At 28.9% G+C, this 13,949-nt stretch carries 12 protein-coding genes; 8 read left to right on the forward strand and 4 right to left on the reverse strand.

The genetic code is table 11. The features are described 5' to 3' along the window. Positions 1–103 precede the first annotated feature (103 nt). The 7 genes from porK to C4S76_RS02795 all read left to right on the forward strand — a co-directional run bounded on the left by porK (position 104) and on the right by C4S76_RS02795 (position 7,520). A complete protein-coding gene (gene porK, locus C4S76_RS02765) occupies positions 104–1,534 on the forward strand; it encodes a T9SS ring complex lipoprotein PorK/GldK (protein ID WP_105192618.1) in 1,431 nt (476 codons plus the stop codon). 46 nt (positions 1,535–1,580) lie between these two features. Beyond that, on the forward strand, positions 1,581–2,264 hold the full coding sequence (gene porL, locus C4S76_RS02770) for a type IX secretion system motor protein PorL/GldL (protein ID WP_105192446.1): 684 nt from the start codon (positions 1,581–1,583) through the stop codon (positions 2,262–2,264). A 30-nt stretch (positions 2,265–2,294) separates the two neighbouring features. Then, on the forward strand, positions 2,295–3,818 hold the full coding sequence (gene porM / locus C4S76_RS02775) for a type IX secretion system motor protein PorM/GldM (RefSeq protein ID WP_105192447.1): 1,524 nt from the start codon (positions 2,295–2,297) through the stop codon (positions 3,816–3,818). Between the two features lie 21 nt (positions 3,819–3,839). After that, a complete protein-coding gene (gene porN, locus C4S76_RS02780; RefSeq protein WP_105192448.1) occupies positions 3,840–4,775 on the forward strand; it encodes a type IX secretion system ring subunit PorN/GldN in 936 nt (311 codons plus the stop codon). A gap of 111 nt (positions 4,776–4,886) precedes the next feature. Next, positions 4,887–5,927, forward strand: a complete 1,041-nt coding sequence (locus C4S76_RS02785; RefSeq protein WP_105192449.1) for an NAD(P)/FAD-dependent oxidoreductase — start codon at positions 4,887–4,889, stop codon at positions 5,925–5,927. A gap of 2 nt (positions 5,928–5,929) precedes the next feature. Then, positions 5,930–6,574 carry a rhomboid family intramembrane serine protease gene (locus C4S76_RS02790; protein ID WP_105192620.1) on the forward strand — a complete coding sequence of 215 codons (645 nt, stop codon included), beginning with the start codon at positions 5,930–5,932 and terminating at the stop codon, positions 6,572–6,574. Positions 6,575–6,578: 4 nt separating this feature from the next. Continuing rightward, positions 6,579–7,520 carry a transglutaminase-like domain-containing protein gene (locus tag C4S76_RS02795; protein WP_105192450.1) on the forward strand — a complete coding sequence of 314 codons (942 nt, stop codon included), beginning with the start codon at positions 6,579–6,581 and terminating at the stop codon, positions 7,518–7,520. A 1-nt stretch (position 7,521) separates the two neighbouring features. On the opposite strand, the gene C4S76_RS02800 is transcribed toward C4S76_RS02795, so the two are convergent. The 4 genes from C4S76_RS02800 to C4S76_RS02815 form a co-directional block, all read right to left on the reverse strand. After that, the gene (locus tag C4S76_RS02800) at positions 7,522–8,793 is read right to left on the reverse strand and encodes a DUF2851 family protein (RefSeq protein ID WP_105192451.1); all 1,272 of its coding nucleotides are present in this window, start codon (positions 8,791–8,793) and stop codon (positions 7,522–7,524) included. Positions 8,794–8,888: 95 nt separating this feature from the next. Continuing rightward, the gene (locus C4S76_RS02805) at positions 8,889–10,175 is read right to left on the reverse strand and encodes a citrate synthase (RefSeq protein WP_105192452.1); all 1,287 of its coding nucleotides are present in this window, start codon (positions 10,173–10,175) and stop codon (positions 8,889–8,891) included. Between the two features lie 350 nt (positions 10,176–10,525). Further along, positions 10,526–11,818: a phosphopyruvate hydratase gene (gene eno, locus C4S76_RS02810; protein ID WP_105192453.1), complete on the reverse strand. Its 1,293-nt coding sequence runs from the start codon at positions 11,816–11,818 to the stop codon at positions 10,526–10,528. Between the two features lie 115 nt (positions 11,819–11,933). Then, positions 11,934–12,989: a lactonase family protein gene (locus tag C4S76_RS02815; protein WP_105192455.1), complete on the reverse strand. Its 1,056-nt coding sequence runs from the start codon at positions 12,987–12,989 to the stop codon at positions 11,934–11,936. A 169-nt stretch (positions 12,990–13,158) separates the two neighbouring features. Between C4S76_RS02815 and C4S76_RS02820 the strand changes: the two genes are divergently transcribed. Continuing rightward, on the forward strand, positions 13,159–13,947 hold the full coding sequence (locus tag C4S76_RS02820) for a glucose 1-dehydrogenase (RefSeq protein WP_105192457.1): 789 nt from the start codon (positions 13,159–13,161) through the stop codon (positions 13,945–13,947). The last annotated feature ends 2 nt before the right edge of the window (positions 13,948–13,949 follow it).

A 13,949-nucleotide genomic window follows, 5' to 3' on the forward strand; every position in this document is an offset into this window, starting at 1 on the left:
TTAAAAACTTAATAAATATTAATTTCGTTTATAACAAACAAAAATTTTTAAATGAACTAAAAAAATATTAGTTTTACATTTTTTAAGAAACATAATGTTTATAATGAGAAAAGTTATATTACTCTTATTTGCGGTAACCGCAATTACATCTTGTAAATCTTCTAAATCTAAAAAAGGAAAGGCAGGTAAGCCAGGTATACAAGGGGAGATTGTAGTGACACAAAAAGGGCAAGAATGGTCTTCTAAAAGACCTTATGGCATGGTTCCAATCCCTGGAGGAGCATTTGTTTTAGGACAATCAGACATGGATTTTACAGGAACCGATACAAAATCACCATTAACTACTGTGACTGTTTCTGCATTTTATATGGATGATACAGAAGTAACAAATGCAGAATATAGAGTATTTGTGAATTATGTTAGAGACTCTATTGTAAGGTCCACACTAGCGGAAAAAGCTGGAGGTGAAGGTGGAGGAGGAAATGGAGATGATGGAATAGAAAGATACGCTTATCTAAATAAAAAATCTGAAGAAGAACAATCAGCATATCAACAATATTTAGAAGAACATGGTGGAAGAGATGGATATGACGAAACTAAAAAATTGGACTGGTCTGTTCCAATTGAATGGTCTACTAGGAATTATCCTGATGTAGCATATGCAGAAGCAATGGAATCTCTTTATTATCCTCCTGAGGAGCGTTTCAATAACGAAAGAGTATTTGATAGTAGAAAATTAATATATAGATTTACTTGGATAGATCAGTTAGAAGCAGTCAAAAATAAAGGAAGAGGGAAAAATTTTATGAAGACAGAATCTATAGCAATTTATCCAGATACTACAGTTTGGTTGAGAGATTTTAATTATTCTTTCAATGAACCTCTTTTTGAACAATATTTTTGGCATAAAGCATATTCCAAATACCCTGTTGTAGGAGTAACTTGGGATCAGGCAAGAGCATTTTGTGCATACAGTACAAAAGCAAAAAACGATTACAATCAAAGTTTAAAAAAGAGAAAAGAAAGAATATTTCCATATAGATTACCTTCAGAAGTTGAATGGGAATATGCTGCAAGAGGTGGTTTAGAAAATGCTCCTTATCCTTGGGGAGGTCCTTACTTAATTGATGATAGAGGTTGTTATCTAGCTAATTTTAAACCTAAAAGAGGAGATTATATGGAAAGTGAAAAAGGCTTTTTATATACTGCTCCGGTGAAGTCATTTCATAAAAACGGATTTGGTTTATATGATATGGCTGGGAACGTTTCGGAGTGGACGATATCTGCGTACAACAATAGTTCGTACATAATTTCTTCTACTTTAAATCCTTATCTTGGTAATAGAATTGAAGATCCGAGAAAAGTTATAAAAGGAGGGTCTTGGAAAGATATAGGGTACATGTTAATGCTTAGCGAAAGAGACTGGGAACATAAAGATTCCGCAAGAAGTTATATAGGATTTAGAAGAGTACAGACAACACCGGAAGGAGCTAAAGTAAAATATCCTTCAATACAAAAACATCAAATAAGATAAAAATTAAATTAACAAAAAATTATAAAATAAGAAAAATTAAATTATTATGGCAGCAAAATCAAGTTCAAAAGATAAAGTATTAAATATGGTTTATTCTCTAGGTGCCGCAGTAGTTATCTTAGGGGCTCTTTTTAAAGTAAATCACTTATCTTTAGGACCAATCTCAGGTAGTTTTGTACTAGGAATTGGATTAATAGTAGAAGCTTTTATATTTGTAGTTTTTGCTTTTGATACACCAAAAGGAGAGTATGAGTGGGAAAAAGCATACCCTGAACTTTTAGACGGTAAACCAATTGAAAGAAAAGTCAAAGTACCTGAAGAAGAAAAACTTATTAAAGAAGCAGAAGTATCTTTATCGACAAAATTAGATCAAATGTTATCGCAAGCTAAATTAGATGCTAATTTATTTGACAGGTTAAGAGGAGGTATAGAAAATTTTGGTGCAGCTGTTAGCGAAATTAACAAAACAGTAGAAGCCAATTCAGCTACACAAAAATATGGAGACCAGTTAACTAAAGCTGCAACTCATATGGAATCTTTAAATGCTTTATATCAACTACAATTAGAAGAAGGTAAAAAATATACAGAAATCAATCAAAAATTTGTTGAAGATTTAGCCAAAGCAGGAGAAAATTCTGCTCAATTTCAAAAACAATTAGAAGAATTAACATCAAACCTAAACAACTTAAACAAAGTATATGGGGGTATGTTAAATGCCATGAAAGCTTAATAATTTTTTAAATTAAATTAAATAAGTAATATGGCAGCAGCAGGCACACCACGTCAAAAAATGATAAACCTAATGTATTTAGTGTTTATTGCAATGATGGCTATGAATGTTGATAGAGAAGTTTTAAGATCCTTTGAAGGGGTTAATGAATCTCTTGAACTTTCCACATCATTAACCAATTTAAATAATTCAACATTTTACGAACAAATAGAAAAAAAGAAAGAGGATGGTGATGAAGGATATGTGGGGATTTCAGAAAAAGCTAATTCATTAAGGAAACAAGCAGATGAAGCTATTAAAGAAATAGAATCTGTTAAAACAGCCCTAAAAACAGCTTCAGGTTATACAGGTTCGGAAAATGGACAAGAGACCAATTATAATTCTTTACAAAATACAGACGTTGTAAATAAAGTTTTCTTTGTTAGCGATAATGTACCTACTAAATCCGTTAAAAGTATGGTAGATAAAGTTCAGACTTTTGTAAAATTTATGCAAGAAGGCATGGATAAAAAGTCTCAAGACAGAATAAAACAATTATTTAATTTTTCTAATAAAAAAGGTAAATCATGGTTGGTTAATCAGTTTTATGAACAACCAATGATTGCAGCTTTAACCAATTTGTCAAGGTTAGAAGCTAATATTCGTACGGAAGAAGGAAATAGAGTAAGAGATTTATTAGCAAATAAGCTTCAGGACGAAATAGAATTAAAAGCTTTTGTACCTATTGTATCTTCTCCTAAATATGTAAAAACCGGAGAAAGATTTGATGTAGTTGTTGGTTTTGGAGCTTATGATAATACATTAAAAGGTTCTATTAATTTAAATGGAAGAAGTATACCATTATCTGGAGGTAAGGCTGTAATAGGTATGACAGCAACCGGTTCTGGAGTACAAAAACTTTCAGGTTCTATTTCTTATGAAACTCCAAATGGAGTTAAAACAGAGTCATTTAATGAAACCTATGAAGTAGTTTATGAAACTACAAAAGAAATGCCTACAGGAGCAAGTGTTGTTGCAGATAAGATGAATGTAGTTTATAGAGGTGTAGATAACCCGATGAGTGGCTCTGTTACAGGTGTAGATGCATCAACTATAAATATGAGTACGTCTAATGGAAGCCTTTCTAGATCTGGAGGTGGATGGATTTACCGAGCAGGAGGAGGTGCAACTACCACTTTTACAATTTCAGGAAGAACTTCTTCAGGAAAATCTGTTAGTAAAACAGTAACGTTCAGAATTAAAAATGTACCAAAAGCACAGGGAGAAATTAGAGGTAGAAATGTTTTAGCAATGCCGGCATCTTCTTTACCAAATCAGACAGTAGGTGCTTCAATTCCAGACTTTGAATTCCCTGTTTCATTTAACGTTACTGGATTTAAAGTAAAAGTTACAGGATTACCAACATCTGTAGTTTCAGGTAACTCATTAAGAGCTGCTTCAGGTGTTTTATCAAGAGCTAAGTCAGGAGATCAGGTGTTAATATTTGACATCTCTGCTACAGCTACAGGAGTAGCTCAGCAGAATATCTCTCCAATTTTAATTAATGTACAATAACATTGAAATTTTAATTTTACTATGAAATATCTAGTATTTTGTTTAACAATATTGATTAACACAGGAGTATATTCTCAAAATATTTTGAATGCGAAATCTCCTGAAGAACTAAGAAAAATGAGGGCAGAAAAGTATGATATTGTTAATAAAACAGATACTATATCCACCCAACAAACTGTTCTTCCATATGGATATATAGAAGATAAAGATATTCTTTGGTCTAAAGTTGTATGGGAGATTATAGATTTAAATGAAAAATTAAATCAACCGTATTATTATTCCTATAATGATGTTTCTGCAAATTATGTATCTCTTTATGATGCTTTATTTGAAGGAATGATGTCAGGAAAAATTAAAGAAGTTTATGATGATGATAATTTCACAGCAAGAGTAGATTCTGCCAATATAAAAAATAAAATTCAGGCAGTTAGAGAATCGGATTGGTTGCAGGAAAAAAGAGCCTCAGGAGAAACTATAACTAAACAAGATATTTTAGAAGGTACCGATCATTTTAAAACAGATACTAAAAAAGTTAAGTTAATTAAGATTAAAGGTATGTGGTATATCGATAAAAGGTTGGGACAAATGAAATATCGTTTATTAGGAATTGCTCCTATGGGGCCAGATCCTCAAACAATGGGTTTAACAGATGCAACATTGCTGGGTTATGAAGGGGGAGATGAAATGATTGATTTATTTTGGATCTATTATCCGGATGCAAGAGATGTTTTAACTAGTTACACGATATTTAATTCAAAAAATGGTTCTTCTTCAATAACTTATGATGATGTATTAAATGCTAGAAGATTTAGTTCTATCATATATAAGTATCAATCTGAGTATGGTGATGGGGAAATTGCAAATTATATTCCCAAAGATTCTAAAGCTCAGCTGGAAGAAAGTAATCGTATAAAAAATGAAATTCTACAAAAAGAAAATAATATGTGGAATTATTAAAAAAAACTTTATTTTTATAAAAAGTCCTAAATTATTATGATTTAGGACTTTTTTTTATCTTTGCTATAATATGTAATTAAATTATCAAATTTAATCCTTAAATATAAATTTATGTTAGATTATCTTATTATAGGTCAAGGATTAGCAGGTACATGTTTGTCTCATAAACTAATTAAAGAGAATAAAACCTTTAAAGTTGTTGATATAGTATCTAATTCAGCTTCATTTGTTTCTTCCGGTATGTATAATCCTGTTGTTTTAAAGAGATTTACACCTGTATGGAATGCCCAGAAGGAAATTACAAAACTAATAGATGAATTTACTCAATTGGAAAAATTATTACAAGTAAAGTTAGTTTATCAGTCTAATTTATATAGAATTTTTTCAAATGAAGATGAAGTAAAAACATGGATAAAAAAGTCTCAACGAAATGAAAATTTAATTCCTTTCTTAGATTCTAATGTATATGAAAATATAAATCCCTTTATAAAAGCTAATTTTGGATATGGTAAGGTTAAACATTGTGGTAAAATATTTGTAAGAGAATTATTAAGAGAATTTAGGAAATATTTAATTTCAAAAAATCAGTTAATAGATGATATTTTTGATTTTAATTCACTAGTAATTAAATCTAATTATATTGAATATAAAGGGCTTAAAGCAGGTAAACTAGTTTTTTGTGATGGATATGCACTTAAAGAAAATCCTTTTTTTAAACATCTGCCTATGGAAGGGTTAAAAGGAGAAACTATGGTTATACATGCTAATGGCTTAGGCTTAAAAGACATAGTTAAGTCTAAAGTTTTTATTATGCCTATGGAAAAAGATTATTACTATGTGGGAGCAACCTACTATTACAGAGAAGTAAATGATGAAATATCAGAAGAAGGAAAAATAGAATTAATAGAAAATTTAAACAAATTTTTACAAATAGATTATAAAATTATAAAACAATTTGCAGGAATAAGACCTACAGTAATAGATAGAAGACCTTTATTAGGATGTCATCCTGAAAAATCTAATGTCTATATTTTTAATGGCTTAGGAAGTCGAGGGGTTATGTTAGCTCCTACAATGGCAGAGGAAATATATGATTTTATGGAGTATTCTATAAAATTACAAAATGAAGTAGATATAAGAAGATTTGAATGAATATGAATATTATTACAATAATTATAATCGCTGTTACAGTTATTTTTAGTTTTAAAGGATTTAACGATCCTATATTTTTTGACAGATATAAGTTTAATGTTGGAGCTATTATAAAAAGTAGGCAGTGGGATAGAATGATTACTTCTGCATTTTTACATGGTGATGTAATGCACCTAATCTTTAACATGTTTACTTTCTATTTTTTCTCAAATTTAATTATACAAAATTGTGGAATTATATTTTTTTTGATCTTATATGTTGGCTCTATATTAACAGGTAATTTATTATCATTAGATAGGCATAAAAAAGAAAATTACTATAGTGCTATAGGAGCTTCCGGAGGAGTTTCCGGTATTTTATTTGCGTCTATAGCATTTTCACCAACCATAGAAATATTGATTTTTCCCATTCCTGTACCAATTCCAGGGTGGATATTTGGAATTATATATTTAGCTTATTCAGTTTATGGAATGAGGGCTCAGTTAGGTAATATTGGTCATGAAGCTCATTTAGGGGGAGCTGTTTTTGGTATAATTGTAGCTGTTTTATTTTCAATTTTATTTTCTATTCCTATACATATTAATTATTTATTAATTATGCTTATTCCGTTAGCTTTTTTAGCATATTTAGTTTATAAAGAAAAATAGAATTATGGAATCTAATGTGCATAGTCGATCAACTAATAAAAGAGAACAAAATAGTTTTCGTAACAGTTGGAAACTTATAGAAAATATTATTTTATATGCTGCAATAATTGCTATTTCTTTACCTATTTTTATAATCGTTCACAGGAATTTACCCAATTTTGACTGGATATATAATTTAGATAGAATTCTATTGTATATTTTAATTCTTATAATTCTTTTTATTATAGTTAAATTTTTAAGAAAATTATTTGTCATAATATGTTTAGGATTATTAGTTTTCCTAATTATAGAGTCTTATAGAGAGGGATATGGTTTTTCTGAATTAGCAGAAGATTATAATGCGATGATCCTTTCAATGGATGAAAGTAATAAACCCCAAAAAGTATTATTGGATAAAATATCTTTTTATTCTTCAGATGCTAAAATATTAAAGTCCATTGACTATACGAATATAATGGTCAGAAATTATGCTTTAAATGCGACTAATAAATATTTTAAAAAATCTCAGGAAGAAGTCAGGTATAGAACAATAATACAAAGTTTTGCAATTTTTAAAGAAATAAATGAAAATTGGAATTATGTCCATGATCCGATTGGACATGAATATTATGCAAAGGCAAGTGAATCTATTCTAACCCAATCTGGAGATTGTGATGACTACTCTATTTTAATGGGAGCATGTATTAAAATTATAGGAGGAACTCCACGTTTAATTTATACAACAGGACACATATATCCTGAAATATATATTGGAGATGAAAGTGATTTAGAAACCATAAACTATTTAATTAAAGGTAAACTTTTTCCTAATGAAAGTAAAGGAAAAAGATTGTTCTATCATACAGATTTGGATGGTAAAATTTGGTTAAATTTAGATTATATGGCAAAATATCCTGGTGGACCTTTTTACAAAAAAGAAGTTTTAGGTATAATTGATATAAAATAAATTATTTTAGGATCTGATGTCCTATTAAACAGGTTAAACACTGTTTATTACTACATTTATTTTTATACAAGTCTAAAAATGCTTGACTATCTAAAGCAGAAATTATAGGAAATCCCAGTTTTTTAAATTTATTGATTACAGAATTATTTTCTGCAGGTATTTTATTTGTTATATCTATAATTTCTTCTATCATAGATTTACCAATACTTAATGAATAAGTAAATTTTATAGGGATAAAAGAATTCAAAACAATTAATTCCTTTTGAGATTTCGATAGTTTTTTTATTACATTTAACTTTGACTCTTTTCCAAATACATAATGATTATTCCAATATTCAGATGCATATACTTTATCAAGTAAATTAAAATATTGATCAATGCTCTTACTTTCTACCACATGAGAAAATAGATTAGGGTATAAAGATAATAGATGAGCAAATTGAGAAAGGCGAATGGTAGGAAAATTAGAAGGTCTTAATCTAAAATATTTTAATTCTATATTTTGTTTAGTTAGTAAAAATTTTGATTTAAGATAGTTAAATTCTTCTTTTAGTAAAAGAGAATAAGAATCGTCTTTATGTTTAAAAGAATTATTAGTTAAGCCATAAAATAAAGCTTCTAATAAAATAGGCTTATAAGATAATTTTTGTATAATTTTATAATCAATTGAAAGAAATAATTGTTCAAATGCTTCGGCATTAATTTTTAATCCAAAAGAATAAGCCAAAGTAGTAGCTAAAACAGCTTCCCAATTATTATTTAGTAAATGACATAATTGTTTTATCTTTTCTAATTTTTCTTGTAATTTATTGATATATAAATGTTCAGAAATTGAAAAATTAGGAGTTAGAAGATATTTATCTATTAATTTTTCGCAAGGAATAAAATAAAATGGGTCAAAAAATAAAAAACTATGGTTTTTAATTAGCTGATCCGGAATATAAGACTGCAACTCAAGAGTTGGAATATTATTTTTAATTAAAGAGGGAATTTCTTTATCATGTATATAAACAACATGTAAAATAATATTTTTATAAGAATCATTATTTTCATGATTATGTTTTAACCAATCGGAAGATTTTGTGTGAATTTCAATGTTACCATTCCATTCAATTCCATCTATTAATATTTTAGACATCGTAAAATCCGGACCAGAATTTTTATTGAGTATTCCAGATTTAATAATTTCTATTTTTTGCCCGGAAGAAGCATGTAAATTAAATAAATTAAACTTCTTATACAGCCAAATATAATGTAAAAAATTCTCAGTCATTTTTATTAATTTATTAAAAAACAAAAAGCTTTAACTAATTAAAGTTATAGCTTTTTTTTTTAATAATATTATTTTAATTAAAAATAAGAGTTTATTTATTTTCTTTCACTAATAGATATGTAATCTCTTTTATGATTACCCACATATATTTGTCTGGGTCTATTTATAGGTTCTCCGTTAAGTCTCATTTCTTTCCATTGAGAAATCCAGCCAGGTAATCGTCCTAAAGCAAACATTACAGTAAACATTTCCGTAGGAATTCCAAGGGCACGATATATAATTCCGGAGTAAAAATCTACATTTGGATATAATTTTTTTTCAACAAAATAGGGGTCATTTAGTGCTACATTCTCAAGTTTTTTAGCAATTTCTAAAGTTTCATCATGAATACCCAATTTTTCAAAAACATTGTCGGCAACTTTTTTAATTACTTTTGCTCGAGGATCAAAATTCCTATAAATTCTATGTCCAAAGCCCATAAGTCTGAAACTATCATCTTTAGATTTAGCTTTATCTACCCATTTTTGAAGATCCCCACCATCATCTTTAATCATCTCAAGCATTTCAATCACAGCTTGATTAGCTCCACCATGTAATGGACCCCATAAAGCAGAAACACCGGCAGAAATTGAAGCAAATAAGCCTGTATGTGCAGATCCTACCATCCTAACAGTGGAAGCAGAACAATTTTGTTCATGGTCTGCATGTAAAATTAATAATTTATTAATCGCATCTACTATCACTTCATCAGTTTCAAATTTATCAGTAGGAATTTTAAACATCATTTGATAAAAATTATGAGGATAATCTAAACTATTGTCAGAATAGTTTAGGGGTAAACCTAATTTCAGTCTATAAGTCCAAGCACAAAGAACCGGAAATTTACCAAGTAATAGAGTAGATGCATTATAAAGATCAATTTCAGACTTAACATTTACAGCATGAGGATTAAAAGCTGTTAATGCACTTGTTAGTGTTGATAAAACCCCCATGGGGTGTGCTGATCGTGGAAATCCTTTAAGAATGTATTTCATTTCTTCACTAACCAGACTATTTTTTTTTATATCATTTTCAAATTTATTTAATTGCTCTTCCGTTGGTAACTCACTTTTTAACAGTAAATACATTACTTCAGTAAAAGTAGATTTTTCAGCAATTTGTTCAATGGGGTAACCTCTATAATATAATTGTCCCAAATTCCCATCCAGATAAGTAATTTTACTTTTAGTAGCCCCAGTATTTTTTAATCCGATATCTAAAGTAATTAACCCTGTTTCCTGTCTTAATTTTGATATATCTATTCCCTTATCGCCAATTGTGCTTTCAATTACAGGATATTCATATTCTTTACCCTCATATATTAGTTTTACTGTGTCTGACATACGTTATTTTTATTTTTGTGAAATATAGGAATTATAAATTATTAATAAAAAAAATAGTAAAAAAAATAATCTATTAAAATATGTCGTATAAATTATTGATATAACATAAGTTATATATTTATATTGTTGTTGAAAAAATAAAACTAAGGAATAAATAGAAATTTAACTTATTATTTTTTGTATATAAAATGTAAAATTATTCCTATTGTATATTGAAAAAACAAACTTTTTAGTGTGATTTTTATCATGTTGAATGGAGAGGAATATAAACATTAAGTGTTTAAAATACTCCTATAAAAAAAGAGAGAGTTAAAATACTCTCTCTTTTTTTATTTAAAGAAATTTTATTCTTATCTCTTAACTTTAAAAGCTTTAAATTGAGGATAAACAGCAATGTCTCCTAAACTTTCTTCAATTCTTAATAATTGATTGTATTTAGCCATACGATCTGATCTGGAAGCAGAACCTGTTTTGATTTGTCCACAATTTAATGCTACAGCTAAATCAGCAATAGTATTATCTTCAGTTTCTCCTGAACGGTGAGACATAATTGCTGTATAGCCCGCATTTTGAGCCATTTGTACAGCATCAATGGTTTCAGTTAAAGTTCCGATTTGATTTACTTTAATTAAAATAGAATTTCCAACTCCTTGGCTAATTCCATCTTCTAATCTTTTTACATTAGTTACAAATAAATCATCTCCTACTAATTGTACTCTATCTCCGATTTTATCGGTTAAATGTTTCCAACCTTTCCAGTCATTTTCATCCATTCCGTCTTCAATAGAAATGATAGGATATTTATCTGTAAGTTCTTTTAAATAATCAGCTTGTTCTTCACTAGTTCTGATTTTTCCTTTATCACCTTCAAAAATAGTATAGTTGTATTTACCATCTTTATAAAATTCAGAAGAGGCACAATCTAAAGCTAACATTACATCTTTTCCTGGAGTGTATCCAGCTTTTTTAATAGCATCTAAAACGGTATCCAAAGCATCTTCAATCCCTTTAAAATTAGGAGCGAAACCACCTTCATCACCTACAGCAGTACTTAAACCTCTGTCATGAAGCACTTTTTTTAGAGAATGAAAAATTTCAGTTCCCATTCGGATAGCTGTAGAATAACTGTCAGCCACAACTGGCATAATCATAAATTCCTGAAATGCAATGGGAGCATCTGAGTGAGCTCCGGCATTAATGATATTCATCATTGGTACAGGAAGTACTTTACCATTTACTCCTCCTACATATCTGTAAAGAGGTATACCTAGTTCTTTGGCAGCTGCTTGTGCTACTGCTAAAGAAACTCCCAAGATAGCATTAGCACCTAGTTTTCCTTTATTAGGTGTACCATCTAATTCGATCATAGCTTTATCAATTGCTGCTTGTTCAAAAACATCAACTCCCACTAGTTCAGGAGCTATAATATCGTTTACATTTTTAACAGCTTTAAGTACTCCTTTTCCTAAATATTCTTTACCGCCGTCTCTTAGTTCCACAGCTTCATATTCACCTGTAGATGCTCCTGAAGGTACAGCTGCTCTTCCCAATGTTCCATACTCAGTGATTACATCAACTTCTACAGTTGGGTTACCTCTGGAATCCAAAATTTGTCTTGCATGAATTTGTGCTATTAGACTCATAATTATATAATATTTTGTTTGTTAAAAAATCTATGCAAAATTACTCATTTATTAGTAGACAACATGTATTATTGTCTAATTTTTTAACAAATTTTACCTAATATTAATCATAATTTCATCCTGGGTAAATAAATTTTAGACATACGGGCATATCCAATAAAATATTTTGATGTGTATCTTTCAATAAACCTGTTTCCTGATTAATATGAAAAATTTGTATGGTATCACTGTCTAGATTAGCAACAAGTAAAAATTTTCCATTAGGAGAAATAATGAAATTTCGAGGGTGTATATTAGTTCTTTCGTAATCAATTCGTGTTAATTTACCATCCGATTCATTGATTTTAAAAATTGAAATACCATCTTTCTTTAAACGGTTGGAAGCATAAAGAAATTTACCATTAGGATGGATATGAATATCTGCACTTCCTTCTGCTTTATATCTATCAGACACAGTGGTTTGTATTTCTTCCAAATTGCCATTTTCATATTTAAAAACAATTATTGTTCCGGCTAATTCATTTATAAGATATGCAAATTTTTTATTAGGGTTAAATACCAGATGACGAGGTCCTGAACCTGGAGAAATTTCAAAATATGAAGGCTTACCGAAGGATAGGAAATTATTTTCATCATTGTAATTTACATTAAATTTATAAATACGATCACTTCCTAAATCTGTAGCATATAAATATTTATAATCTGGTGAGAAAACCACACAATGTAAGTGAGATTGATTTTGTCTTGTATCATGTAAACTACTACCAGAAAAAACTACCTGTTGTAAAATAGGGAGTAAGCTTCCGTCATTATTAGTTTTAAATACAGAAATACTGCCGCCTATATAATTTGCCGTAATTATATACCGATCATTTTTTCCAATATTTATGTAGCAGGGAGCAGCACCAAAGACCAGTTGTGAATTTTGTAAAGTAATTTTTCCATTTTTCTTATTAAAAGAAAATGCATTTACTGTAGAATTTGTATTATCCTCATTTTCACTTACAGAATAAATATGATCTCCATGATGATTGACTACTAAGTAAGAAGGATTATTTACTTTTACATTAGTTATAAATGAAGTATTGCCAGTTTCAGAATCAAATTTGTATACGTAAATACCATCGCTATCTCCTTGTGTATAAGTACCTACAATTAAAAATATTTCCATAAAATTGAGATTAAATATTAATTGATTAATAATATTAAAATAACTAAAATAATTTGTAATTATATAATAATATAGTGTAAAAATATGAATTTTTTTATTTTATAAAAAAAATATTATAATTTTTTATATCTTTGACGTATTAATATTGTGAAAATAAATAAGAAGGCATATGTATAAGGATTTAAAAGGAAAAGTTGTGGTTATAACAGGAGCTTCAACAGGTTTAGGGAAATCAATGGCTGAAAGATTTGGTCAAGAAAAAAGTAAAATAATTGTTAATTATTTATCAGATAAGAAAGATGCAGAAAATGTTGTGAAAGGAATAGAAAAATTAGGAGGTAAAGCGATTGCCGTACAAGGAGATGTAGGAAAAGAAAAAGATATAAAAAAACTATGTAAAGCAGCGATTGACAATTTCGGAGATTTGGATATATGGATTAATAATGCAGGACATCAAAAAAAAATACCGACACATGAAATGACCTTAGAAGAATGGAATTCTGTTATAAATACGAATTTAACTGGAGTTTTTTTAGGAGCAAGAGAGGCCATAAGATATTTCTTAAAAAAAAATAAAAAAGGAATTATTATAAATATGTCTAGTGTTCATGAAAAAATACCTAAGCCTCATTTCTCACACTATTCTGCTAGTAAAGGAGGTGTAAAGATGCTCACAGAAACATTAGCTTTAGAATATGCACAAAAAGGAATAAGGGTAAATTCTATTGCACCAGGTGCTATTTATACTCCAATTAATGCAGATTTTAAAGATCCCGATATAGTAGCGGAGGTTGAAGAAACTATTCCTTTAGGTTATGTAGGAAATCCAAAAGATATATCAAACATAGCCGTTTGGTTGTGTTCAGAACAAGCTGAATATATAACGGGGACATCCATATTTGCAGACGGAGGAATGACACTTTATTCGTCTTTTGAAATTAAAGATGAAATATTATAAAA

This window comes from Apibacter adventoris, from assembly GCF_002964965.1.
GTDB lineage: Bacteria > Bacteroidota > Bacteroidia > Flavobacteriales > Weeksellaceae > Apibacter > Apibacter adventoris.